Origin of the sequence: Novosphingobium sp. TCA1, assembly GCF_009811895.1 — a bacterium.
Lineage (GTDB): Bacteria > Pseudomonadota > Alphaproteobacteria > Sphingomonadales > Sphingomonadaceae > Novosphingobium > Novosphingobium panipatense_A.
In genome coordinates this window covers 1-22,878 of record NZ_BLJH01000039.1, presented here as the reverse complement: position 1 = coordinate 22,878, position 22,878 = coordinate 1, and the positions used below count along the sequence as shown (strand labels likewise).

At 60.4% G+C, this 22,878-nt stretch carries 26 protein-coding genes; 19 read left to right on the top strand and 7 right to left on the bottom strand.

Annotation, left to right across the window (positions count from 1 at the left end):
• The first annotated feature begins 13 nt into the window (after nt 1–13).
• A complete protein-coding gene (locus NTCA1_RS24995) occupies nt 14–445 on the top strand; it encodes a hypothetical protein (RefSeq protein ID WP_159832155.1) in 432 nt (143 codons plus the stop codon).
• Nucleotides 446–638: 193 nt separating this feature from the next.
• A complete protein-coding gene (locus NTCA1_RS24990) occupies nt 639–833 on the top strand; it encodes a hypothetical protein (RefSeq protein ID WP_008832697.1) in 195 nt (64 codons plus the stop codon).
• 4 nt (nt 834–837) lie between these two features.
• Here the strand turns inward: NTCA1_RS24990 and NTCA1_RS24985 are convergent, their stop codons facing one another.
• Nucleotides 838–1,302: a hypothetical protein gene (locus NTCA1_RS24985; RefSeq protein ID WP_142639974.1), complete on the bottom strand. Its 465-nt coding sequence runs from the start codon at nt 1,300–1,302 to the stop codon at nt 838–840.
• 357 nt (nt 1,303–1,659) lie between these two features.
• Here NTCA1_RS24985 and NTCA1_RS24980 point away from each other — a divergent pair, with 357 nt between their 5' ends.
• Nucleotides 1,660–1,893, top strand: a complete 234-nt coding sequence (locus NTCA1_RS24980) for a hypothetical protein (protein WP_142639976.1) — start codon at nt 1,660–1,662, stop codon at nt 1,891–1,893.
• Nucleotides 1,894–2,046: 153 nt separating this feature from the next.
• On the top strand, nt 2,047–2,247 hold the full coding sequence (locus tag NTCA1_RS24975; RefSeq protein ID WP_083910358.1) for a hypothetical protein: 201 nt from the start codon (nt 2,047–2,049) through the stop codon (nt 2,245–2,247).
• On the opposite strand, the gene NTCA1_RS24970 is transcribed toward NTCA1_RS24975, so the two are convergent.
• A complete protein-coding gene (locus NTCA1_RS24970; protein ID WP_142639978.1) occupies nt 2,220–2,531 on the bottom strand; it encodes an integration host factor subunit alpha in 312 nt (103 codons plus the stop codon). The two genes, NTCA1_RS24975 and NTCA1_RS24970, sit on opposite strands and share 28 nt — an antisense overlap.
• 65 nt (nt 2,532–2,596) lie before the next feature.
• Nucleotides 2,597–3,559 carry a hypothetical protein gene (locus NTCA1_RS24965; protein ID WP_142639980.1) on the bottom strand — a complete coding sequence of 321 codons (963 nt, stop codon included), beginning with the start codon at nt 3,557–3,559 and terminating at the stop codon, nt 2,597–2,599.
• A 62-nt stretch (nt 3,560–3,621) separates the two neighbouring features.
• Here NTCA1_RS24965 and NTCA1_RS24960 point away from each other — a divergent pair, with 62 nt between their 5' ends.
• The 5 genes from NTCA1_RS24960 to NTCA1_RS24940 all read left to right on the top strand — a co-directional run bounded on the left by NTCA1_RS24960 (nt 3,622) and on the right by NTCA1_RS24940 (nt 8,152).
• The gene (locus tag NTCA1_RS24960) at nt 3,622–3,915 is read left to right on the top strand and encodes a hypothetical protein (RefSeq protein ID WP_142639982.1); all 294 of its coding nucleotides are present in this window, start codon (nt 3,622–3,624) and stop codon (nt 3,913–3,915) included.
• 804 nt (nt 3,916–4,719) lie between these two features.
• Complete coding sequence (locus NTCA1_RS24955) at nt 4,720–5,166, top strand: DUF736 domain-containing protein (protein WP_142639984.1); 447 nt, start codon at nt 4,720–4,722, stop codon at nt 5,164–5,166.
• A 76-nt stretch (nt 5,167–5,242) separates the two neighbouring features.
• Entirely contained in the window at nt 5,243–6,391 is a 1,149-nt protein-coding gene (locus NTCA1_RS24950) for a DUF2493 domain-containing protein (RefSeq protein ID WP_142639986.1), read from the top strand.
• 534 nt (nt 6,392–6,925) lie between these two features.
• The gene (locus NTCA1_RS24945; protein WP_142639988.1) at nt 6,926–7,504 is read left to right on the top strand and encodes a hypothetical protein; all 579 of its coding nucleotides are present in this window, start codon (nt 6,926–6,928) and stop codon (nt 7,502–7,504) included.
• A 342-nt stretch (nt 7,505–7,846) separates the two neighbouring features.
• A complete protein-coding gene (locus NTCA1_RS24940) occupies nt 7,847–8,152 on the top strand; it encodes a hypothetical protein (RefSeq protein WP_142639990.1) in 306 nt (101 codons plus the stop codon).
• 220 nt (nt 8,153–8,372) lie between these two features.
• Here the strand turns inward: NTCA1_RS24940 and NTCA1_RS24935 are convergent, their stop codons facing one another.
• Entirely contained in the window at nt 8,373–8,645 is a 273-nt protein-coding gene (locus tag NTCA1_RS24935; RefSeq protein ID WP_236549569.1) for a hypothetical protein, read from the bottom strand.
• A gap of 785 nt (nt 8,646–9,430) precedes the next feature.
• Here NTCA1_RS24935 and NTCA1_RS24930 point away from each other — a divergent pair.
• From NTCA1_RS24930 to NTCA1_RS24885, 10 genes are all read left to right on the top strand, one after another.
• On the top strand, nt 9,431–11,872 hold the full coding sequence (locus NTCA1_RS24930; RefSeq protein ID WP_142639993.1) for a type IV secretion system DNA-binding domain-containing protein: 2,442 nt from the start codon (nt 9,431–9,433) through the stop codon (nt 11,870–11,872).
• A gap of 3 nt (nt 11,873–11,875) precedes the next feature.
• Nucleotides 11,876–15,316 (top strand): MobF family relaxase, encoded by a 3,441-nt coding sequence (mobF, locus tag NTCA1_RS24925; protein ID WP_142639995.1) that lies wholly within the window; start codon nt 11,876–11,878, stop codon nt 15,314–15,316.
• 391 nt (nt 15,317–15,707) lie between these two features.
• Nucleotides 15,708–16,112, top strand: a complete 405-nt coding sequence (locus tag NTCA1_RS24920) for a thermonuclease family protein (protein ID WP_142639997.1) — start codon at nt 15,708–15,710, stop codon at nt 16,110–16,112.
• Between the two features lie 61 nt (nt 16,113–16,173).
• Nucleotides 16,174–16,632 (top strand): hypothetical protein, encoded by a 459-nt coding sequence (locus NTCA1_RS24915; protein WP_142639999.1) that lies wholly within the window; start codon nt 16,174–16,176, stop codon nt 16,630–16,632.
• Nucleotides 16,583–17,296 carry a hypothetical protein gene (locus tag NTCA1_RS24910; protein WP_159832154.1) on the top strand — a complete coding sequence of 238 codons (714 nt, stop codon included), beginning with the start codon at nt 16,583–16,585 and terminating at the stop codon, nt 17,294–17,296. Before NTCA1_RS24915 ends, NTCA1_RS24910 begins: the two co-directional genes overlap by 50 nt.
• 25 nt (nt 17,297–17,321) lie before the next feature.
• A complete protein-coding gene (locus tag NTCA1_RS24905) occupies nt 17,322–18,200 on the top strand; it encodes a CsgG/HfaB family protein (RefSeq protein ID WP_236549568.1) in 879 nt (292 codons plus the stop codon).
• 81 nt (nt 18,201–18,281) lie between these two features.
• On the top strand, nt 18,282–18,551 hold the full coding sequence (locus tag NTCA1_RS24900) for a hypothetical protein (protein WP_142640006.1): 270 nt from the start codon (nt 18,282–18,284) through the stop codon (nt 18,549–18,551).
• Nucleotides 18,544–18,744, top strand: coding sequence for a DUF5818 domain-containing protein (locus NTCA1_RS24895; protein ID WP_142640008.1), 201 nt, complete (start codon nt 18,544–18,546; stop codon nt 18,742–18,744). Before NTCA1_RS24900 ends, NTCA1_RS24895 begins: the two co-directional genes overlap by 8 nt.
• A 143-nt stretch (nt 18,745–18,887) precedes the next feature.
• Entirely contained in the window at nt 18,888–19,187 is a 300-nt protein-coding gene (locus NTCA1_RS24890) for a hypothetical protein (RefSeq protein ID WP_142640010.1), read from the top strand.
• Nucleotides 19,184–19,900: a sigma factor-like helix-turn-helix DNA-binding protein gene (locus NTCA1_RS24885; protein WP_142640012.1), complete on the top strand. Its 717-nt coding sequence runs from the start codon at nt 19,184–19,186 to the stop codon at nt 19,898–19,900. The genes NTCA1_RS24890 and NTCA1_RS24885 overlap by 4 nt, the downstream gene beginning before the upstream one ends.
• A 95-nt stretch (nt 19,901–19,995) precedes the next feature.
• Here NTCA1_RS24885 and NTCA1_RS24880 read toward each other — a convergent pair whose 3' ends face one another.
• The 3 genes from NTCA1_RS24880 to NTCA1_RS24870 all read right to left on the bottom strand — a co-directional run bounded on the left by NTCA1_RS24880 (nt 19,996) and on the right by NTCA1_RS24870 (nt 22,340).
• Nucleotides 19,996–20,370, bottom strand: coding sequence for a hypothetical protein (locus NTCA1_RS24880; protein ID WP_142640014.1), 375 nt, complete (start codon nt 20,368–20,370; stop codon nt 19,996–19,998).
• Nucleotides 20,367–21,038, bottom strand: a complete 672-nt coding sequence (locus NTCA1_RS24875) for a ParA family protein (RefSeq protein ID WP_142640016.1) — start codon at nt 21,036–21,038, stop codon at nt 20,367–20,369. The genes NTCA1_RS24880 and NTCA1_RS24875 overlap by 4 nt, the downstream gene beginning before the upstream one ends.
• Before the next feature lie 447 nt (nt 21,039–21,485).
• Nucleotides 21,486–22,340: a helix-turn-helix domain-containing protein gene (locus NTCA1_RS24870; protein ID WP_236549567.1), complete on the bottom strand. Its 855-nt coding sequence runs from the start codon at nt 22,338–22,340 to the stop codon at nt 21,486–21,488.
• Between the last annotated feature and the right edge of the window lie 538 nt (nt 22,341–22,878).

Below are 22,878 nucleotides of genomic sequence, written 5' to 3'. Positions count from 1 at the left end.
CGCCTGGGAAAGCATGGCTTCATGGGTCCGCCACATGCACCGCCTCTTCGCGATCGAGAGGCCGAGCAGCGATCATTACGCACGGGTGCGCACCACCGCGCGCGAACTGACCGTCGAGCGTATCCGTCAATGCCGGCACGCCGATGATCTCTCGCGCTGCGAAGCCATGCTTGTTCATGCCGATTCCGGTTGGCTCTACGGCCTCGATCGCGCCTTCACCCGCGCCGAGCGCGGTGAACGCCTCGTCGAAATCCGAAACCGCATCGTGTTGCTGGGCCTCGGCCGCATGGAGCCCAAACCGAAAGGACCACGCCTCGATCCCATGCGTCTGCCCGACGCCGCACTTCTACGCCTGATCCAGACACATGCCGATCCACACCTGGTCGAGCATCTGCGCGCCGAGCGTCAACGCCGCCTCGATACAATAACGGGGCCGAAACCGTAGCAGCGGCTTCGACCCCGTCGATTGAATGAGACCCATGCATTACCGTGGATCAGCCGTAGCAACGCCTCAACGTCGATTCCGGCTGCAAGCACGATACATCGCAATAGGTCAATTTAGCATGAACGAACCTGCATGGCTCGTTTCCGCGCATTTGCGAACATCACCCGAAGGACATCACCCGAAGGACAAACCTATGACTATCTCGTCTCTATCAGCCCGCCGCCGCCATCTCACCTCCTTCGAGAAGTGCTATGCCGTCGCCTGTCAGCTTCGCGACACCACCGGCGCCGACCAGTTCGTCGTGCGCACCGACAACCCCTTGCAACCCTTCCGCGTCTCACGGCATCAGCCGATCGAGCCGGAAACCATCCTGGCGCTCGTAGCCTGAGCGCTCAATTCCAGACCGTCTTGTCCGCCACCAGTTCGGCGGGCGTCTTGCCCACGACCAGATTGCGTGCCGCGACATGCAGCACATCTGCCCCCGATTCACGCACGGCCCGCGCCATGTACCCACGCCGGTTGGCAAGGATGGCGAGCCAGCGCATGTCCTTAACGGTCTCATTCAGATCGCGCTCGCAGGTCAGATACCACAGCTTCATCTGCAGCGGGTTCTTGTCCTTGAGGATTTCCTCGAAGGCCAAGTACCCTTCGCCGTAGCGAACGCCCTTGCGGACGTCGTTCCACAGATCGAAATAGGCATCGGCCATTTCGCGGGTCGCGAAATACCCGGCATCCAGGCTCTCACCCATAAGGGCTCCCGCCAGCAGCCGGCGAAAAGGTCGAAGTTCGGCATCGTTCATCGCGTCCATCAGGGGCAGATCGTAGTTGTACCCCTCCAATACGTCCTTCATTTTCATAGGTTGTCCTCCTTCGTTGAGACCTATGACGCATTTAGAACATTAAGCGAACGTGCTAGTCAAGGCTCACTGCCGTCATTCAAATGACGGCGGTTTTCATTATCGAGAACTTCCGCCTCAACCAAAATTAACCTTCCGTTAGGATTTGAAACTCAAAACTCTTCTCGCGAGCGAGATGCAGTCTTGTTCCCGCCGGTCTGGCAACCCCTACACCCCCTGTTCCAAACTTCTTGCCAGACCGGCGACCCGCTGATCGCCGCGCTATCGCTTGCCTTATTGGTCGACCGACTGCTTCAAGGCATTGAGACAAGCTAGGCAGCCCTTCCCGTCACCCCTGGTACAAATAGGAGCCCATCGATGCTGGCAAAGCTCTTGAATCGGCCCTTGTGGACGCCATGGATTGTCATCCTGGCGCCGCTCATCGCCAACTTCACAATCACGACACTGTTCGGGAACCTGACCGAACTACCGCCTCGATCATGGCAAACATGGTCCGTCATCGCGATCGTCGGATGGGCATTCATAGGCGCCGCGATCAACCTTGCCTGGGTCAACGCCCAGGACCAGCAACATGCCGAGGATGAAGCCTGACATGAAAGCTGCCCTCCCCGTCGCTGCCTACGGCGCCCCACGAGCGGCTTGGACTCTGTTCGCCGCCCTCGCCGCTTCGCTTATCTATGCGTGGCTCTTCATGAAAATCTGACCGATCGCTGCGCGATCGCTCCTGCAGCAAGGATCATCACCATGGAACCTCTGCGTCACCTCGATCGCGACACCCGCCGTGCCAGACTGCTGGCCGCTCGTACCCGACCCGTCGGCGGCATCAACAGGCGCGGAATCTTCACCGGCCATTGGGATCGCGGCGACGTCGTGCGCCAATTTCGCGGCGGCAACGGATCGTGGCTCGGCCTCGCAACTTACGTAGCAGGCGACCCGGCCACTTGATCGCGCAATCCCTGGCTCGGCCTGAACGTCACCACGCGCCGCGCTGATACCGGCACCTCCACCCCCGTCTTCGGATTGCGCCCGACCCGCTCGGCCTTATCGTTCAGCAAAAATGTCCCGAAATTCGTGATCTTCACGTTCTCGCCTGCGGCTAACGCATCCGTCATGCGCTCGAGGATCTGCTCGACCAGGTGAAGTGCATCGTTCCTTGAAAACCCAACCGCACGATGCAGCGCCTCCGCAAGATCCGCGCGCGTCAACGTCGATCCTTCATCTACCGGCATTTGGCATCTAATCCTTTGCTATCAACATATATGGGCCCTGCGGCCAACTGACGTGCGCCCGCGCGCTAGACGGCCTTCCCTTCATCGCGGCGCCGCTGCCGCAGCGGTGCCCCCTCGAGCGTCACCCTATCAAAGCTGAAAACGTGCTCTCGCGGGCTGTTTTGACACCGTCCGACAATCCGCCCCGGATACTCCAAGCCGCCACGCGCCAGCATCACCGTCTCAGCATCACATATCGGGCAATCCGCGAAATATCTCCTGATCACGATCGCCAGTCGTCCTTCACTGCCACGCTCGCAATTAAGAACCACCCCCCCGTCGACGTCCGCAACGTCGCCCATACCCAGCAGCAGAATGCGATCCGTGAACAACCGATTCCAGCGCTGCGACAAGGACCACACACAGCCTAAAGGCACCGCTAGCAGTGCCAGATACGTCATCGGGCCTGCAAACACGCCCTTTGCCGCAGAGTACAGCGCCAATGACAGCGCGGCCATGAATAACATGAACGTCACGCACAGAACGATCAGCGGCGTCAGAAACAGCCACCTTCGGTAATCCTTCGCGTGCAAACCCACGCCGGGGTGCGTCAGTCGTCCCAACCGTGACAACCTCGGAACAGTCTCGCCCGTTCGATAACGCAGGATCGAACCGGCTAGCTGAAACGGAACCTCCTGTTCCGGCTCCTCGATCACCCCCAAACGGTAGCGATAGGGCCTTCGATCCTGATCGCACCGGAACTCCAATAAGCCGGGCACCCCTTCCGAAAGGTAGGCTCGATGCGTATCGAACTGGCGGCGGAGCTTCTTTTCGTCAGCCCAGACGTTCGAGGTGAACTCAGTCCTTATAGGATCGACCTCGGCGACAATCTGCTTGCGGGTGAACTCGCCCGACCCGCCCATGGCGCTCAGGATTACAAGCCCCTTCAGAAATGCCTGAATGTCATGGCCATCAACACGTCGCTCGATAGATGTCTGAATTGATTGAATAATCTCAGGAGATAGTTTCGCTTCTTCAAAGGTCTTCATAGCCCTTTAGACTTCGCCCCGCTCATGCGCGCCTTACGCGGCTCCAACAACTGGAGCCTAACATGAGCAACGACAGCCTCAAGACCTACCGCATACCATTCGAGATCAAATGTCGAGGTATTGAAATCCAACTGAGCGCTATCGGCAGAAATCTCTCTTTGCGGATAATCGATGACCCATCAGATGATGGCGATTTCGAAAAGCTAATTCGTGTTGACGAATGTGCAGTTCTTCAGAGCGAACATCCGAAATGTTATCGTGCCTATCGGCTGACAAACGGGCAGTGGAAAGTCACTCGGCACCATATCGAACGCCTCGGGTTTCAGATCATTCATTGGATCCGTCCAAGAGATTAGGGGTCATCTCGCCTGCGGCGAGACCGGGCTCTAGTCGCCTGCGGCTCCCGGAGCCCCTGCGGGTCTCCGCCCTTCGGGTTTCGATCCCTTGCCCGGGCGCCCTGCCCTCGTCGTCATCCGGCCTGCAACGGGCGTGAGAGGCCCTGCGTCGCGCGAGCGCCCCCTTCCCTCTCCTCCAGCCTCCCACGGCGCCCTTGGCCCACGCGCAGCGCCAGTAGCCTGCGGCTGTTGTCGTCCCCTTCGGGGCCGGTTCTCTTATCCATGCTGGGGACCGGCGAGGACGCCGATCCCCAGCACCAACCTCGCGCCAGGTCATTCACCACACACTGCGCCACCCCCGCCAGTGTCCCGGCGTCGCACACCGGGTTGCTCAATCAAAAGCTGCCTCCGACCAAGCTGCGCTAGCCAATCCGCGCTGGCTGGCTTTTGTCTGCTTGTCGCAGACAGCCAGCGCGGATCGGCAAGCTCCGCTAGGCCGCAGCGCGACGTCTTTTGATCGAGCGATCCCCGGCGTGCCACTTGGGACACAGGCGAAGGTGGCTCCGTGTGCGGTGAATGACAACCCACCCCCTTGCGCTCTGTTGGTCAGTAAAGACGGCCCTGGCGGGCCGACGTTTATTTGTAATGTCGCTACCGCGACAACTATTTAGGCTCAGGTTCACCATGTACGGTAAATAGCTGTCAAGAAATCAATGCATTTCAATATTTTGAGTTTAGCGAGTAAGATTAGTGTGTCGGAAGGGAAGGGGAGAGGCCCCGGACCAAAGACTAGGGGATAAGCCCCGCACTATAGGAGTAATGCTCATGAACATCGGTACTTTCGCCCTCAAGAACGGCCAGCTCATCGGTTCGATCGCAACCCTCACTGTCGACCTTGCCCGCCTTGGCCTTCGCCCCGTCGAAAGCACGAACGAGAAGGCCCCCGCGTTCGAGATCATGGCGTTGAACGTCGCTCGCAAGTGGGTGCAGGTCGGCGCGCTTTGGGAAGCCACCAGCAATTCGACCGGCGAGGTTTTCTATCAGGGCAGCCTCGACGATCCCAGCCTGCCCGAGAAGATGGCAATCATGGTCTTTGGTGACGACGAAGACGGCTATCGCGTCGTCTGGAACCGTCCGGCCCCCATGCGCCAGAACATGGACGGCACCCGCCAGACCCGCCGCCGCCAGCGTGACGACAGTTTCGGTGAAGGCAACGCCACCGAAGATGGCCGGATCACGCAGACCGACGAGGATTTCGTCCCCGAGTTCTGATCCCCCCGACGGGAAGGGAGAGGGTTGCCCCCCTCTCCCGACCCTATTCGCTATCCCCTGCCAAGGATGAGTTATCATGACCAAGGAAACGAACAGCCGCAGCTATAGCAGCTTTGCCGACTTCGCAAAGGCCATCGGCACCACGCCCGCCGAACTGCGCAAGCAGTATCTCGACAAGGCGATTGCCGACACCATGCGCGGCGAGGATGAAGCCGGAACCGCAGCCACGCCCGACGAGCTGGCAGCGCTGGCCCGTGAGGCAGAGATTGCCGACATGATCGCGCAAGATTCCGTGCTCGACAGCTTTACCGAAGCATTCGGCGACGTGACGGCGCTTTCCATCCTCGACATGGGGGGCGAGGCACAGGAACTGGACATGCCCGAGCCCGCCGAGGCGCAGGCAGAATGCCATGCCATCATCAACACCATCTTTGACCTTTTCCGCGACACCCGCCTTGAGCCGAGCGCGCAGGCCATTGCATGGGGCATCGTCAATTCGTTTCACTACGAAGCTGAGAAGCTGGCCCGCGAGGAGGACACGCTTTGCCGCGACCTGAAAGACAGGATCGAGCAGGACGACCGCAGCGAAATCTATGCAACCGAGATGGAAGATTTGCAGCTTCGCGCCCGTACCAAGATGGAGCAGCGCGCCGCCATCGAATGCATGCGCGACTATGCCGCCAACTGCTACCGTTCGCAGACCGGCCGCCCTTGGAGCACCGCGCGCGGATCGAGGGTTTCGAGCGTCACCACCGCAAGCCAGATCGCATCCGCCGATTTCCTGAAAGCCCGCGCAACCGCCATGCGCGAAAAGCGCAACCCCACCGGCCCGATTGTCGTCTTTTCCGGCGGTCAGGAATGGCACGACTATCAGCAGCTTTACGCCCGCCTCGACCAGATCAAGGCCCGCATCCCGAGCATGACCCTTTGCACCACCGGCCAGCGCAAGGGATGCGACGCCATCGCCGCAGCTTGGGCCGCACAAGCTGGCGTGCCGATTGTCACCTTTGCCCCGAACGCGCAGCGCTTCGGAAAGAGCGCCGGTTTCAAGCGTAATGACCAGCTTGTCAGCCTCCGGCCCGTCGAAGCGATCATTTGCCAAGGCACCGGCATTCAGTCGCACTTGCTGGACGAACTGAAGGGCGCAGGCGTTCCCACCCACGCCTTCCGCTATGACGCACAGGCCCCCATGCCCGCCGACGCCAAGCGGCAGAATTGGGGATGAGATAACAGGGGCGGACCAGCGCCGCCCCTACCCTTTCCTTGGCAGGAGCATTGGGCCAGCATCGGAGCACGTCCCCGGCGCTGGCCCTTTGTCGTCCACGTCGCGCTAGGTGGGGGAAACCCTACGGTTCCCCCCACGCCAGGCCGCCGCGCGCGCCGCCGCCAACATCGCCCCCGCCGGGGCTCGCTGGCGACGCCGCGCGCGGCGACCTTCCCCCCTCCGGTAAGGAGCTGCCGCAAGCAAGACGATCGGCCCCGCGCCGCTCGACCTGGCCCCCAGATATCGAGGGCGGGGGAGCGCGCGCCGGGCATCGAACCCGGCGCGCGCTGCTGCCGCGAGCATGAACACAGATCCGCGCCGGTCTGCCAGCGCCGCGGCTTCCCGATCAGGACCATCGGGACCACCCTGCCCTCCCCCCTTCGGGTGGCATTTCGCTCTGTCTCCCATTGCGCCTTCGGCGTCCCCGATCCGTGACCGGATCGGCGCTGGAGGAGAGAGGGAGAGACGAGGCGAGTTTGACGAAGGAGCTTCCCGATGATCACTTTCCGCATCAAGGATGATGCCGAACCCGACAATCTGCGCCCCGTCATGATCGACCCCCTGCAGATGGGCGCCCTGCGCGAAACACTCGACGAATACGGCAAGCGCTATGGCCTCGATCTCATCATCCACGACTACGGCTCGCTCGACGAACACGTCTTCGCGTGGGAGGCCCGCACCGCCATGATGCCGATCGCCATGATCGCCCGCCACTTCACCTTCGACGTCGACGCGATCGCCCTGATCGAGACGGCCCAATTTCTCGGCCGTCGCATCCGCATCGCCCGCCGCGATGACGAACCCGACATCATGGTGACGCTCTCGACCAACCCGGACGCCGCGCCCGAGATGAACGTCTCCAACTCGAACGCCTACGCCATCCTCGCGATGCTCGGCCTCGACCTCGACAGCTGCGGCACCATCAGCATCGAGCAGCTGCGCGGCAGCCTTGCCGATCCCGTCATGGCAAGCCGGCTCGATGCCGAGCCGGGCCTTGCCCGATACCTGCCGGCACTCAACCAGATGGCCGCGATCACGTCGCCCAGCTGCGCCCTTCGCATGGTCTGGTCATAGCGCCCGGCAAAGTACTCCACCTTTCGGCGCGGGGTCGCCTCGCTTGCCTTGGCCTGACGGCCAGGGCTACGCATCGCCGCCCGCGCCACGCCGATAGGTAAAACCACCACACAGTCTTCCCATTGTGACCTCCGGCGCGCGGCCGCGTCAAGGACGGCGGGGCCCCACCATTTTCTTCGGCGGATCGACCTCGTCGCGCCAATTACAGCGCAGCGGCCGCCAAAGAAAATCGTGCCCCCCACCGCCGCTTCGCGGCGCGAAAGGCTCGCCTTTCGCGTCCCTGACCCGACCGCGCCCCGAAGGTCCGACCGTAACTGTCGTTTTGACTAAGGAGTGAGCGTTATGAGCACGTCAGTTACCCTCCCGGAAGACAAGATCGAGTTCATCGCCAAGTCGGATAAGGAGATCCGGATCGAGCATCGCATCGCCTCGCTCGAAGCCGAAATGCACCGCGCCTGTCGCATCCATGACCGCCGCGACGACTTCATCGAAATGATCGATTGGACCTCCATGACGATCGACGATCGCGAGACGGTCCACAACCATGCCGACCGCCTCAACTGGAGCATGATCGAGATCGACCATGAGATCATGCTCGCATCCGAAGCCCTCTACGTCGAGCACATGGAGAACCCGCTCAACTGGTGAGCCCAATCCGCCACGCATGGGAGGCGCAGCCCCACAGGGCCGCGCTTCCCTTTTTTTGTCTGATGCCGTCCAGATCGCTGCCGCGTCTGCCCCCGGCTCGCTCGCCTCGGCCTAACGGCCAAGGCTACGCATCGCCGGGGCCCGCCTCTAAAGGAATGGCCGCCCGAATGGGCAAGCCCATCCGCGCGGCCATCGGTCGTTTGTTCGGTGCCGGAACGGCTCAGGCTGACGCCTGAAGCCGTTTCTCCACCTCGTCCACGCCCAGCGTCTTCACCGCCTTCATGATCCGCTCCAGTCGATCATGCGGGAGCTTGAAAAGCCCCGCCTTCTCGACCGTCCCGATCGCCGCCTCCCGCACCTTCTGTTGATGCGCCTTGCGACGCTCCGACAGCTTACGTTCCTCGGCCTCGATCGCGGCCATTTCTGCGTCCAGTGACTTCGCCATTTTCATTACCTTCTGGTCAGGCTGATCGGCTCTGAACAGCACCACCATAACCGGACCTGGCGCACCGGAAAACCCGTGTCGTACTCCCCTACGATACGACTGCGAAGTCGCACCCTTCACTCACGGATGATCCATGCACTTGCGACCCCATTCGACCCGCGCAAAGCGCCCTTCCCCTTCGGTCGCTTCCGCCTCACGGCGGACCTTTGCCCCCCGGAAACCGGAGGCAAGCCCGAACCAGACGAGGATCAGAACACAACGAGGCTTCACGGACGATAAGACAGCTCAATAGGCACACCCTACGCAACGGTGTTGCAGGATTATGGTTGAATAACAACATGTTACCAACATATTTAATGTAATCCCAATCAACCCCATTTGTAATCCCATTCACTCCCATTGCAAATTATGCGATATTTCAGAAACTTGGCTGGGATTACATGGGATTACATGGATTTTTAGCGCCTAATTAAACTTGCTATCCGCAGGGAACGCGAGTAGTAAAAGCCCGCTTTCCGCAAAAGCTCACCATCCCCTCATTCGAGAGGATGGTTTGAACATGAGAAGTACCCAGCGATCCGTAAGGTTCGACAAACACGATCTTGACCGGCTCGACGCGATCGCTGCCGACCAAGACAGATCCTTTGCTGATCTCATAAGGTTCATAGTCAAGCGACACCTGGACGGCGGCGTATTCGATAATGCGAGCCACCTTCGACTAGCGCGAGTGTGTGAGTACACACAGGCTGCCGTCGACACGATCCTGCGCGAAGAACACCCCGATCATCGGAAACTCGTCCTCGAGGAAACGACCCGTCGCATGGAGCGGTATCATGGCGCGTAAGAAACGCGGCAAAGACCGCAAAGACATTCGCAGCGACGGTTCACCGAGGCCCCTGAAACACCATTCCGCGCGCGGCGACACGCCTCGCAACAATGGCAACTTCGTGCGCGGAAGCCAGCTGCTCAACACCCAGGTTATCATGTGGCTGCAGGGCGCGAAGATGCCCTTCCTCATGTGGCTGGGCATCTTCGCCCTATCCTATTTCACGATCCTCTCGTTCACCCTCGACGAGAACAATTTCCAGCTCATCTGCATGCGCATGCTGTCGTGGCTGTGGGACTGGTGCGCGCTCGATCCGATGAAGCAGGCCAACCTGCAACTCCCAGACCATACCGTGCGCCACACCTTCATGGGGTACGTGCCCTATGTCCCTGAGGTCGCCCTCGCCTGGCATAAGGCACTGCGCGGCGTCATCGGTTCGATCCTGATCGCCTCGTTTGCGACCATCCCGGCTTCGATCTGGTATGTCGATTTCTCGCGGCGGCGAGGCGGCTCGATCATGGAAGAACGGCACGAGCGCGGCGCCATGCTGGTGGATCGGGATCTGCTCTACAGGGAGATCAGCCAGCACAACCAGATGAAGTTCGTTGAGGAGGCCAAAGACCTCTTCCCCGGCAAGAAGCCCAAAGCTGTTCTCAAGATGTCGTTCGATGCCCGCAAGGCTGCCGGCATTCACCATCCCTATTACCTTGCCGGCATCCCCTATCCCCACCGCCTCGAGCAATCCCACACCATGCTCCTGGGCACCACCGGCACCGGCAAGACCACTGTCCTTCGGAAGCATCTGGCGCAGATGCGCGAACGTCAGGATACCGCCGTGGTCTTCGATCTTACCGGCGCTTACGTCGAGGCATTCTACGACCCCGAGCGCGACACGATCCTCAATCCCATGGACGTGCGGTGCCCGTCATGGTCGATCTTCAATGACTGCTCGACATACAGCGAGTTCACCGCTGCCGCAGCGGCGCTGATCCCCTCCGACGGCGGATCGTCGGAACCGTTCTGGGCCCTCGCCGCACGCACCCTCTTCATCGAAATGTGCATGAAGCTGATCGAGAAGGATCAGACCTCCAATCAGGCGCTCGCCGACAACCTGATGACGGCCGATCTCAAGCAGGTCCACCGTCATCTTCAGAAGACGATCGCCGATCCACTCACTGCCCCGGAAGCCGCCCGCATGGCGGAATCGATCCGTGCCGTTTTCAACACCAATGCGCAGGCGCTGCGCTTCCTTCCCGACGAGGGCGAGCCATACTCGATCAAGAAGTGGATCACCGGCGAGAAGAAGCCCGGATCGATCCTCTTCATCACCTGTACCTACACCGACCTCGAGATGAACAAGGCCCTCCTGACCCTGTGGTCGAACCTTGCCATTCACTCGCTCATGACCATGCCGCACACCCGTTCTTTGCGGACCTGGTTCATGTTCGACGAGCTGGGCGCGCTTCACCGCCTGCCCGCCATCGAGAACGGCCTCCAGACGGCCCGTAACTTTGGCGGAGCCATGATCCTTGGCCTCCACTCCTTCGACAAACTGGTGCAGGTCTACGGGGAAGAAAACGCCCGCAACCTGTCGTCGCTTGCACGTACAAAGCTGATGCTCGCTGCTGCGGATCTGGACACCGCCGAGCAGTGCGCCCGCTACATCGGCAATCGCGAAATCCGGCAAATGGATGAGGGCTATTCCTACGGCTACAATTCCACCCGCGACGCATCGACGCTGACACCGCGCAAGCAGATCGAACCACTCGTCATTCCCGACGACATCATGAACCTGCCCTCGATGCACGGTTTCGTGAAATTTCCGGATGGATTTCCGGCAGCGCGCATCCAGCTTGAGTGGCAGCACTATGCCAAAGTTGCCGAGGGCTTCATGCGCCGGCCACCGTCAAAGCCGGACGATCCGGACGGCAATGTTCGCGGAGGTGGGGGTAAGCCGAAGGGTGGGGATGACGGTGGGCGTGGGGAAAACATCGCGCTCAGCGAAGAGGAGGTGGCCGCGCGGGATAATCCAATCGCACTCGCCTCCAATATCCTTTCACAACCCTCAGAGCAGGAGCGTGAAGAGCAAGAGGGCCGCGATCCCAACTCTCGTGAAGCACTTGACCGTATGGACCCCGGTGCATCGCAATCCGGGACCGTCAAAGGCGAAGCTGCACAGGACAGTACCGTCGATCATAATGGTCTCGATACTCCAGAGCGGGAGAACGCCCGGCCAAAGGACTCCACGGCCAGACGAGACGCACAGGAAATCTCCTCTCGATCCTCCGATAAGGATGCCGCTACCCAGGCAAGAGGAGAAAATAGAGATACCGCCGAGGAAAATCTAGGCGTCCGTGAAGCGCGTGACGGTTTCGGCACGGGGGACGGAAAAGACCATAGTCACGATCATCCCGATCTGGGCGATTCAGATATGGGTATCGGAGACTGATCGATGCATTCCATTGCATCCGTTCGCTCCGCTGGTGGCGCCGCCAAATATTTCACAAACGACGATTTCGTTGCGGGTGATTATTATACAAATGAGCAGGCAGGGGAGGTCAGCCAATGGGGAGGCAATGGCCTCTCCGACAGCTCAATTGCAGAAGGATCAAGCGTCACCCGTGAGGCGTTCGAAAAGGTTCTCCTGGGTGAGACACCCACCGGGGAACAGATCGAAGCGAAGGACAACCGAAGGCCAGGCTACGACCTGACGTTCTCCGCGCCAAAGTCAGTCTCGATCATGGCCTACATAGCCGGCGACAAACGCATTCTTGGACCTGATGGCGCATTTGCTCTTTCGGTCAAGGATACCATGGCGTGGGTCGAGAAGAACCTTGCCGAAGGCCGCAAGACCGTTGAGGGCAAGACGGCCGCCATTCAGACAGGCAATCTCGTCTACGCCCTTTTCCAGCACGACACGAGCCGGGCACTCGATCCGCAGCTCCATATCCATTCCATCGTCGCCAACATGACGCGCATGCCGGACGGCAAATGGCAGGCGCTTCACGCCGACAAGATCTGGTCCAATAACACCGTTATCGGCTCGATCCAGCACGCCTTCCTGCGGACCCGTATGGAGGAGCTGGGCTACAAGGTTCAATTGGACGGCAAGCACGGCACCTTCGAGATCGTCGGTGTCCCCAAGGATGTCATCGACGCCAACAGCACACGGCGGGAAGAAATCCTGATCAAGTCCGAGCAGCTTGGGATCGTCTCACCAAAAGGACGCGACAGCGTCACCGTCAACACTCGCGATGCAAAACTGAATGTTGAAGATCGCGAAGGCATGGTCAAAGGCTGGATCGAGCGCGCTGCAGCACTCGGATTTGACGGGAAGGACGTCCTCGCCGCTGCGTTGCGGGCCTCTCGCGAGCAGCCGGAAAACCTCGCAGTGCGCGGTTACAAGGCCATGCTCGAGGTGGTGAACACGGCGCGGGAATTTGTATCCGGCCTCTTGCGATCCCCTGAACCACTGGTCGATGCTGGCATTGCGCGTCTGGCAGGCTCTCCTGGCGATGCTCGTGCCCAACTCGCGGTCGCTTCGGCCGTCCGCATCCTCAGCCAGCGGGAAGCCGCCTTCCAGGTCCATCAAGTCTCCAAGACGGCTCTCGATCTTGGCCTCAAGGGCGTCACGATCGACAACGTCGAAGCGCGCATCGACCGACTGATAAAAAATGGCGATCTCGTTTCTGGTCAAATCCAGCACAAGGGCCAGATGGTCGACGCTGTCACCACACCTGAGTCGTTGAAGGTCGAGCAATCCATTCTCGATCACGTCGAAACCGGCAATGGCAAAGGCACCTCGATCGTCGATGCCGCCAGTGCGCCATCGCGGCTTCAGGAGGCCGCAGCGCCCCGAGAACTGAATCAAGGGCAGCTCGCGGCCGCAACCATGATCGTCTCGAGTGAGGATCGCTACGTCGTCGTCCAGGGTGTCGCCGGCGCCGGTAAGTCTACCATGCTGCAGACTGTTGCTGCCGTCGCGCGCGATGAGGGCAAGCAAGTCCTCGGCCTCGCGTTTCAGAACAAGATGGTCGGCGACATGCGCGAGGGCATGGTGCCAAAGCACCTCACGGCCGAGGACATGGAAAAGGCGGGAGTTTCGGCACAGACCATTGCGTCTTTCGTGTGGCAGAACGAGAAATACCTAAGCGATCCCAGCAGTCGGGGGGCCCAGGATCGGCGCAGCGAACTCGCCGGCACGATCGTCGTCGTCGACGAAACCTCAATGGTTTCGAGCGAGGATATGCTCAAGCTGATGCGCATCACTGAAGCGCTCGGCATCGAAAAGGTAGCCTTCGTTGGCGACCGTCAACAGCTCTCCTCGATCGACGCGGGCAAGTCATTTGCCATGGTACAAGCCGCTGGCATCACCATGGCGCGCATGGATCAGAACGTGCGTATCAATCCGGACAACAAGCAACTCCTGACCGTAGCGGCGCTTGCGAACACTGGCCGCGCCGGCGCCGCGCTGAAAGTGCTGGGCGACAATGTCAGCGAACATGCCGAACCGGCTGCACAGGCGGCCGAGGCATGGCTGGCCCTGTCTGCAGAAGACCGGGCTGTTACCGCCGTCTTCGCCTCGGGCCGCGACGCACGCTCGGAGATCAACACCGAAATTCAGCAAGGTTTGCGTCAGGAGGGCACTCTGAAGGGCGACGGCCTGGACGTCATTGTCCATGACCGGGTGAGCAAAGAGCGCGAGCAGCTGCGCTATGCCCATCATTACACCGTTGGCCAGACCCTGACGGTGACGGGGCAAATCCGAGAAGTCGGGCTAGGGCGGGGGCAGTATCAGGTTAGCCGCATCTTCGACAACGGCAAGGTCCAGCTAACAGGCCCCAATGGGCGCAACCTGCGCTTCGATCCTCAGAAGATTGATTCCGGCATCACCCGAAGCCGTCTTGAACTCTCAAATCTCGAGACGCTCAAGATTTATGAGGGCGATACGATCCGCTGGACCACCAACGACAAGGATCGCGGACTGGATAATGCTGCTCTGGCAAAGATCGTGTCCATTGAGGGGGGGAACGTCACCGTCGAAACCGCGAATAACGAACGGCTAACATTAGAGCGTGGTGATCCGATGCTCAGCAGGATCGGCCTCGCCTACGCCCTAAACATGCACATGGCGCAGGGTGTCACCGCAGACAAGGGGATCGGGGTCATGCTCTCCTACGAGCACAACCTATCCAACCAGCGCCTTTTCAACGTCCTTGTGACCCGCGTGCGGGACGCCCTGACCATGATCGTTGACGATCGCCAGAAGCTGGAATGGCGTCTTAACTCCAATCCAGGCGACAAGACTTCCTCTCTCGAAAGCACCGGGAAGCTGGACATTGACGGTGTTGATGCCAAGCAGGAGGCGGCAGACGCTGCACTTACCGCCGCATTCGATGCACTCGAGGGTGAGAACGGAGCCGGTGGCGCGTCAAACGGCCTTGGCCGCGATGCCTCCGCCGATTTGGCCGACTTGCCCCCAATGCCCGCAGCCGATGCACACGAAGGCGGCGCTGGAACTGGCGCCGGTGGCGACGAGAACGCGGCCGATGGGCTCAGCGAAATAGAGAAGGGCCAGAACGGCATGTCCGGTCCAGAGTCAATGGACCTGGATGACCTGCCCCCGATGGGGCCATCGGAAACTGATTATTCCACCTTCGATGCCAGTGCCGATCTGATCTACGATCCCGGCGCTGATGATCCCCCTGCCCCCACGCAGGACAAGGACGACGTCGATCCGCTTAGGCAAGCACTGCTGGATCACCTCGAGGGCGATGGCCTCGGCGTTGTCGATACCACCGTTGATGATCTTACCGGCATTCCGCCGATGCCTGGTCGTGATGACGGCCAGATTCCGGGGCTGCCGGAAAAGAGCCTGGGACTCGACCTATGAGCCGTAAACGCCTGCCGATCGATTTTGCCACTAGCGACATGGATGCCGGGCATCTTGAGGCCATCATTGCCCGAACCCGCGAGGGCGGCCATCCGGCACAGGAACCGCGACGGGATGACGCTCGAAAATGCCGCGTTCTCGCAAGAAATCGACCAGCTGGGGACAAAGCTGGGCGCGCGCGGCCTGCTCGACGAGCCCGAGATCGTGCCCTTCGATACCTGGCAGCGCAAATGACAGGCCGCAGCGGACAAGCTGGGAGCGTCACACAAGCTGAGGCGCCAATCGATCTGCCGGTGGTCAGGGCCGCGCCGTGGATTGAACGCTCCATCATCAACACAAAGACCCCCGGCGATTGTCACCCCGCCGATTATTGGTTGGAAAGGATCACCCGATGTCTCTGATACTTATTGCCGCCGCCGCACTGGCGGGCTGCACCGTGACGGATGGCGATACGATCAGATGCAATGGCGAGCGCATCCGCTTGCTTGGCGTCGACGCTCCCGACGATCCGGGCAACAGCCGGTGCAGACCCGTGCCTAAACCCGGCGCGATCTGCGATCGGCAGCGGGCCGCCGCGAGCAAGGCATCGCTGCAACGGATCATGGCGGGGCCTCTCTCTATCGAACGCGTGGGCACAGATCGTTACGGGCGCACGCTGGCGATGGTCTACGCGCAGGGCCGGAGCCTGTCGTGCCACCAGATCGAAGGTGGGCAAGCCACCTATTTTGCACGGTGGGATCAAGGCGCACGGGTAGCTCGTGAGTGCCCGCGAGCGGCAGCAAGGGCGGTTAGATGATCGCCGTGCTGACCAGTTTTCTCCCCCCTCCCCACCTCAACGGCTCTTACAGGAGGACTCCGTGCGCGAGGATGTAACCCCCACACCACTCACCCCCCGCGATATTATGATCGAATATGCGCTCATCCTGCGCCGCGTTTCGGGGCGGATACACGGCATCCTCCGCGAGCCAGAGACGATACAGATGCCCGTTACCCTGCGCCGCTCCCTCACCGACTGCGTCAAGGCATTCGATGAGTGCATAGCCGACCTCGAGACGCTCGCATCCACGGCCGCAGCCACCGCTACCCCCACCATCACCCATACCCCCATGCGCGTGCCGACCTGGCGCGATGGCGCGAAAGTTGCGCTCGGCGTGCTCATCCCCTGCGCCGCTTTTGTCTGTCTCATCGCCTTGATCGCCTCCACCATGCCGATCGAACCGACCGATCCCGAACAGATCCAACGCGACGCGAAATGGCTACAAGAGCATGAGGATCGCTTCGAAGCGATATCCAGAGGCGGCCATGGGAATAAATGACCGCGACTACATGCGCGAGCGCTACCGCAAGCGCCGGGGTCTCGGGGGCACCCTTTGGAACGACCGCAAATCGCGCGTCGAGCAGGACGGAGCATGGTTTGCCGCGAAAAACCAAGGCTTTGATTATCAGAAGAACCGCTGGCGGCCGAAGCGGCGTAAATCTTCGGGCCAAATCGGATGGGCGATTGCAGGCGCGGTCGTACTGATCGCCATCGCCATCCCGGCCTGGCGCGACATCAAGCTAACGGGGTGGCTACCTGACAACGATCCCGAGATGCCCTTCCCCACCTCCGGCAGCGTCACCGTCAACCGGACCGTAGATCCCAAATCAGCGATCTCACAGCTTCGCATTATCTCTGCACATGGCAACGCCATCGTCCAGCTCTACGACCCCCACACATCGGCGCATGTCATCTCGGTCTATGCACGGCGCAATGCAGAAGTTGCCGTACCCGTTCCGCCCGGAACCTACCGTGTCAGGATCGTCGAAGGCGACAAGTGGCATGGGACACAACGATATTTCGGAATTTCGACAATCTCGCAGACTGTCAGCGCGCCCGTGCGCATAGACCCGCACTGGACGCGCGTAATCGACCTGCACCGCAGTCGCTGGGGCAATCTTCGCACCAGTTCCGACTTCCGCTCACCCAACCCTCTCAACTGAACAGGACGACCGGCTTATGCGACACATGCTCACCACTGCTGCCCACCTCAGCACCGGCCTTGCTTTCACACTCGCAGCGCTGGCCGCTACACCCGCCAATGCCCAGAAATTGGGTAAAGGTGGTATCGGCATCGATGAAACTTCAGAAGTTCCCCGCTGCGACGTCCCGCTCGGCACCATTGCGCTAGTCGAGGATCGCACCGCAGCGCCGAGCGAGGATGACATTCCTCCAGGGCTTCGCGCCATGATCCGTATGGCTGAGGCACAGAATGGCGGTGGCTCGCAAAAGATCGACCCATTGCCGCTGCTGAAGCTGCTAACTGCACAATCAAATTGCTTCCAGGTGCTCGATCGTGGCGAAGGTTTTGATGCCCTTCAGCGCGAACGTGCGCTCGCTTCGGGAGGCACCATCGCGAATGGCAATACGCAAGCGACATTGCTGGCTGCCGAATACCTGCTCACCGCCCGCGTTCTCTATTCTGACGGCAATGCCGGCGGCAGCGGGGGCGGGTTAGGCACCATGTTTCCAGGCGGGATTGGCTTCAAGTCGAAGAAGCTGGAGAGCCAGACGATGCTAACACTCGTGGAGGTGAAAACCGGACTGCAGAAAGTTGTCGCCACCGGCTCTGCCCGCAAAAAGGACATATCGATCATCGGCGGCGCGCTGATGGGCTCAGGTATCGGTGCGCTTGGCGGCGGCTACACCAGCACCGATATAGGCAAAATCACGTCCTTCGCGTTGCTCGACGCCTTCCGCAAGCTCACCAGAGACGCGCAGGGGCGCATCGCGCCACCTGTTGCGATGTCAGCTGCCCCTGCCCGTGTTGCGCCTCCAGCGGCGTCCGTAGCGGCACCTGTAGCCTCCACCGGCGACGCACAGGCAGCTGGAACACACGCGCAGTAGAAGGGGAGAGGGAATGGAAGGGGGAACACGACGGAGAGTGAGCCCCCCTGCCCTTCCTCCCCCAGCTTGGAGCCATGGATCATGAGCGCGCAGACGGATCTGTTCGGCGAGGAGCCGCTAAACGCCACGATCGAGGACGCCGCCATCACGCCCCAAGAACCGCTGGCAATGCCCTGTGGGTTCCTTGATCGCTCCAACACCCGCTGCAAACGGCTCGCTTCGCGGCCCGTGATGATGAACGGGAAGCAGTTGCACAGCCACGGCCGACCCATGCTCCACTGTGAGATGGCCTGCTTCAGCGCCTCCCATGGCATGCCTAGCGATCCAATGGAGAACCGAGGCAATGATTGAAACGATAGGACTGACCGGAACCATAGAGACATCGCAGCGCGGCCCGATGCTGAAGGACACGGATGGGATGTGGTGGCGGCTGATCGGCGAAATCGACACGACTGCCAAAAATGATAAACTTGTGCGCATCGTCGGCCGCAAGCGCGGCGCTGCCGTAATCGAGATCGATTACCTCGGCCCCGTGACAAACTGATGCACGGTCCCCGACACCTTCCCAAATGTCCATACTGCGGCCATCCAGTGCATGAGTGGCGGCGTGGTTCTCCTATTGAGGGATGCCGTCAGTGCCGCCGTCCCATGGTCTTGCTGCGCTATCCCCTGCCCTGGAGAAGCCCCTTGCGCCTTATCGGCCTGCTCGACCTAGCCTCGAAACTTCAGGCCTACGCCACGATCACAGTCGGCTCTCTGTTTGTCATCGGCGCACTGTCCCTTCTCGGCCTGGTCAAAGCCATCGCCATCCTGCTTTACGTCATTGGCTCGATCCTGATCGTCGACGGCACCCTCGGAATCGTCTCGGGCATCGACCGGACATGGAGCCAGGTACGCTATGCAGGGCCGGCCAAGGCCATGGCCTCTGGTAAGATCATAGCGGGATCGCTTGCCTTCATGCTTACCATTGTTGGCCTGCTCATATGACCCGCTCAGCCGATCTTCTCGACAGCGATCTTGTCACAGGGATAGCAGAGGCTCTTTTTGAGGCTGGCCCCTCCCCTCACGATGACCTCGAGCGACGTCAGCTTGTGACCACATTATTACGAACCCTATCCCCGCGTCTGGAGCGGTTGATCCGCCTCAGCTACGGTATCGGCGTCCCGCAAACCGGAGCGGCGGAAATCGCTGACGACTTCGGAATCACTAGAACCCGCATCGATATGATGCACCGTGAAGCTTTGCGGCGCATGCGGAGAGCGGCAAAGTATATCGCTGCGGCTGAGCCGGAACTTATAGCCGACCCTGCCTATCCGCTGCCGCGGGGCTGGAGCATGCCCGACCTCGAAATTCGTAATAGCCGGTTCGCAGACCGTTTGAATTACGCTCGGGGATTGCCGGTGGCTGTGGTGAAGAAGAGCAAGGATACGAAACCTCGAAAACCCAAGCCTCCAAACTTCGCGGCGCCGATGGGGACATGGACGCAGCCTCCGATCCGCCCCACACAAGAACCCGGCGCTGTGCATCGTGCAGGCTGTGTCGATGGTCTTATAGGCACCGGGCGGGTCTTCGTGCTCCCTGTCGGTGCCGGGGCCATTATCGCTGGGGCCGGGTATGGTGGATTCGTAGGGCTGCTCGCTGGCGTCATCGCCATGCCCGCCATGGCGTTTGCCTATGAATGGTGGGCGGAAAGGCGATAAGCAATATAAGCTCGAACGTGGCGGAAGCAGTTGCAGCCGAACTTTGCCCTTCCTAGCTCATGATATGATCGTGCCGATCGGCCGAGAGTTTGCAATCAGCGAATTGGCTCACCTCGTGTGATTTTTTCCGTCAGCGCTTGCAAGGCCATTTCAATCACCTCAGCGATTGCTGCACATTCCAGTTGGTCTGCGAGATCATAAATCTGATTGTTTGTATCGCGACGCAATTTAACGGTGAACGGCACATCCCGCCCCGTCGTCCTCTTTCGGCCGCGACGCTTTACCTCACTCCCCTCGCCCTGCTCTGCGCTTACGGGCTGAGATACGGGCTTAGTCTTGGCGACCGCATGGCGGCCGGTGAATCCCGCGTTATCGGAGGCTTCCTTTATCTGGGCCCTTGAGTCCGCGTCGATCTTGACCGGCTGAGGCTTGAACTCATCAAGGTCCAGGCTGATCTTTCCCGAAGTCATTTGCGCGCTTCCCTCAATACCTCGATAATTTCTTTCACGAACGCGGACGCATTGACACGAGCTTTATCGAGTCCCGGAACTTGTTCGTCTGTAAGGTCAGCAAGCGTCGCGCCGAAATTGACAACGCCTTTAAATGCCTCCCGCTCGACGACGCGGGTGTTTAGGAATGATATTCCCGCCTCTTCGAACTGCGTGCCCATATCTCGACCACTGCGTGTCTGATATGCTGCTGGTGCCCTACTCCATAGCACTCTAGCCGGAATGTTCTTGTTGGTGGTTTTCGACTGCCTCAGAATGAACTTCAGCGTTTTGGCCGCTTCGTTTGCATCTAATTTGGACGCCTGTAGCGGGATTAAAATAAGGTCGCTGCTACTGATTGCGTAGCCGCTTGAAAGGTTCGCAGAACCTTCAAGGTCGACAATGACGAAACTAACCTTGGCAGACTGCTCCTCGATTGTTTCGATGATATTTTCCTCGGTCACGCTTCCCACAACCGAAAGATTTGATGGGAGGTTTGCTTCCTCGGCCCACCTGACCAACGGTTGGTTCGGATCGGCATCGATCAGGCACACATCTGCGCCTTGCTCAGCTAATCCCGTACCCAAGAGAAGCGTAGCAGTGGTTTTTCCCGCTCCACCTTTCGTGGTCATAATGGAGATGACGGGCATATATAGACCTTACGTTTTGATGACCGGTCGACGCGCATTGAATGCATAAGCCGATTGGTGGTAACGCCTAGCGCATGCCGATTGCCTTTGTCAATCCATAGCACCCGAAAGCAAGATAACGGGTTTAGGTTTAGCAAAGGTATACCTTAAATAAACGTATACGATACTGCGATAAATTGATTGGCAAAAGACGGCGAGATGAAGGGCGTTCGAATGCAAAACATTAAGACGGAGTCACATGACGTGGGAAGGGGGGCGTGCAAAGCGCAACCTCCATTGAAAAAAGGCCTGCCATCGTAATGCCCAAGCTGACGCTGCCCGTTTAACCCGCAGGCCCAATGCGTTCCGTTAGCAGTTGATTATGCGGCCGGGGCCGTGGGAGCTAACTTTGAGCGCAAATACGCGGCCCAAGCTCGCTTGACCGCGCTCCGATCACGCGACCAGGGCTTAACTTTCATGCGCCGCTACTATGCGAAGGCCCTCATAGCGCCCGGTGGGCGCGATCATTCCGGCCTCCTCGAGAATGGCTGCGGCCTGTGAGGCGGTGCGCTTGGTCACGTCCAGCGCACGGGCGATCTCGGCGCGGGTGAGGGGGCCGACCCCCGCAAGCAGCAGCCACGCGTCGTGGGCGCGGGAGGAGCGCTTGATCTTCGCGAGCCGCGCCTTGGCAAGATCAATGGCGGCGCGGGCGCCGATGATGTCAGTGCGCACCGCGGTGGCTGCGCTGAGCAAGGCCCCAGCGAGGATCGCCGGGACCGATCTCTCGCGCATTGACTGGAATGCTTCTCGCGGGAGCAAGCCGGCAAGCGCGAGCGGCGCTGCACCTAGTGCAAACAGCTGCGGGCGCATCGCTACAGCCAGTGAGGCGGCCCAGGCGCCGCCGCGTGTGGGCGGGCGGTTGAAAGCGCGGCCCGCAGCCAGGTAGGTTTCCGAACCGCCCTCGACGAAGCTGTTCTCTGCCTCGCTCAGCTGCCTGACGAATTCGACCAGCGCGGCGAGCGGATCCTCGGTTGGTAATAGCGCATCAAGCCGCTCGGCCGCGGAATCGGCGATTGCGTAACTGCGGGCGAACACTTCGGGCGCACCCTTGGCGGCGAGCACGGTGGCGGCGGCATGGGCGAGGGGCGGTGCGGCGCGCCGGGCGATCCACGAGATAAAGGCATCGCGCTCGGCGACGTGGTAGCTGCGCACCAGCTCGGCGGCGTCGAGCCCTGGATCGTGATCAGGGCCAAGGTTTTCAAAGGGATAGGCGCTGACATGGTGGTTCCACAGGCGGCGGAGCGAGATGCGGGCGAGGAGCATGGCTTCCGTTCGGGAGAGCAACGGCAAGGCGCCGTCGATCCGCGCGACTTCCAAGTGCCACGATGATGGCGAGGCGTTCATGAGAATGAAAGTATAGGAACCGCCGAAAAGGTAAACTCCGCTTATACGGCTGATAGCATGTCCGATAAGTGTCCTTCACGGACAGATGGGATGACGCTATGACGTTTGCGTTTTCTGTCGGTTTCAGGATACGACCGGACTCCCCGTCACCGCTGATTTTTGGGCAGCTGCTCCGGAAGAATACGGCCGGATTCCGGGAAGAATACCGCCGGACACTTGCACCCTTCGCCGCAGAGTTCCGGCGTTTTCAGCGACCCTACCTAACCGTATCCGCAGGCTGCGACGGGACGGGGCAGGGGCCTTTCTGAACGTCTGAATGCCTGGCTCAAATGGATGGGTGTTAGAGGCCCGATCCGCTCTGGGGGCGATGGTCATCGGCCGCCAAAGCACTTATCATACGGGGGCAACCGAACGGTTGACCTCGTTAGATGGATTGTGACAGATGCCCCTTATTGGC

Excerpts from the sequence above, each read along its gene's own strand:
- NTCA1_RS24995 (WP_159832155.1), top strand. The coding sequence starts at position 14 with ATGGCTTCATGGGTCCGCCACATGCACCGCCTCTTCGCGATCGAGAGG.
- NTCA1_RS24990 (WP_008832697.1), top strand. The coding sequence starts at position 639 with ATGACTATCTCGTCTCTATCAGCCCGCCGCCGCCATCTCACCTCCTTC.
- NTCA1_RS24985 (WP_142639974.1), bottom strand. The coding sequence starts at position 1,302 with ATGAAAATGAAGGACGTATTGGAGGGGTACAACTACGATCTGCCCCTG.
- NTCA1_RS24980 (WP_142639976.1), top strand. The coding sequence starts at position 1,660 with ATGCTGGCAAAGCTCTTGAATCGGCCCTTGTGGACGCCATGGATTGTC.
- NTCA1_RS24975 (WP_083910358.1), top strand. The coding sequence starts at position 2,047 with ATGGAACCTCTGCGTCACCTCGATCGCGACACCCGCCGTGCCAGACTG.
- NTCA1_RS24970 (WP_142639978.1), bottom strand. The coding sequence starts at position 2,531 with ATGCCGGTAGATGAAGGATCGACGTTGACGCGCGCGGATCTTGCGGAG.
- NTCA1_RS24965 (WP_142639980.1), bottom strand. The coding sequence starts at position 3,559 with ATGAAGACCTTTGAAGAAGCGAAACTATCTCCTGAGATTATTCAATCA.
- NTCA1_RS24960 (WP_142639982.1), top strand. The coding sequence starts at position 3,622 with ATGAGCAACGACAGCCTCAAGACCTACCGCATACCATTCGAGATCAAA.
- NTCA1_RS24955 (WP_142639984.1), top strand. The coding sequence starts at position 4,720 with ATGAACATCGGTACTTTCGCCCTCAAGAACGGCCAGCTCATCGGTTCG.
- NTCA1_RS24950 (WP_142639986.1), top strand. The coding sequence starts at position 5,243 with ATGACCAAGGAAACGAACAGCCGCAGCTATAGCAGCTTTGCCGACTTC.
- NTCA1_RS24945 (WP_142639988.1), top strand. The coding sequence starts at position 6,926 with ATGATCACTTTCCGCATCAAGGATGATGCCGAACCCGACAATCTGCGC.
- NTCA1_RS24940 (WP_142639990.1), top strand. The coding sequence starts at position 7,847 with ATGAGCACGTCAGTTACCCTCCCGGAAGACAAGATCGAGTTCATCGCC.
- NTCA1_RS24935 (WP_236549569.1), bottom strand. The coding sequence starts at position 8,645 with ATGGTGGTGCTGTTCAGAGCCGATCAGCCTGACCAGAAGGTAATGAAA.
- NTCA1_RS24930 (WP_142639993.1), top strand. The coding sequence starts at position 9,431 with ATGGCGCGTAAGAAACGCGGCAAAGACCGCAAAGACATTCGCAGCGAC.
- mobF (WP_142639995.1), top strand. The coding sequence starts at position 11,876 with ATGCATTCCATTGCATCCGTTCGCTCCGCTGGTGGCGCCGCCAAATAT.
- NTCA1_RS24920 (WP_142639997.1), top strand. The coding sequence starts at position 15,708 with ATGTCTCTGATACTTATTGCCGCCGCCGCACTGGCGGGCTGCACCGTG.
- NTCA1_RS24910 (WP_159832154.1), top strand. The coding sequence starts at position 16,583 with ATGAGGATCGCTTCGAAGCGATATCCAGAGGCGGCCATGGGAATAAAT.
- NTCA1_RS24905 (WP_236549568.1), top strand. The coding sequence starts at position 17,322 with ATGCTCACCACTGCTGCCCACCTCAGCACCGGCCTTGCTTTCACACTC.
- NTCA1_RS24900 (WP_142640006.1), top strand. The coding sequence starts at position 18,282 with ATGAGCGCGCAGACGGATCTGTTCGGCGAGGAGCCGCTAAACGCCACG.
- NTCA1_RS24895 (WP_142640008.1), top strand. The coding sequence starts at position 18,544 with ATGATTGAAACGATAGGACTGACCGGAACCATAGAGACATCGCAGCGC.
- NTCA1_RS24885 (WP_142640012.1), top strand. The coding sequence starts at position 19,184 with ATGACCCGCTCAGCCGATCTTCTCGACAGCGATCTTGTCACAGGGATA.
- NTCA1_RS24880 (WP_142640014.1), bottom strand. The coding sequence starts at position 20,370 with ATGACTTCGGGAAAGATCAGCCTGGACCTTGATGAGTTCAAGCCTCAG.
- NTCA1_RS24875 (WP_142640016.1), bottom strand. The coding sequence starts at position 21,038 with ATGCCCGTCATCTCCATTATGACCACGAAAGGTGGAGCGGGAAAAACC.
- NTCA1_RS24870 (WP_236549567.1), bottom strand. The coding sequence starts at position 22,340 with ATGCTCCTCGCCCGCATCTCGCTCCGCCGCCTGTGGAACCACCATGTC.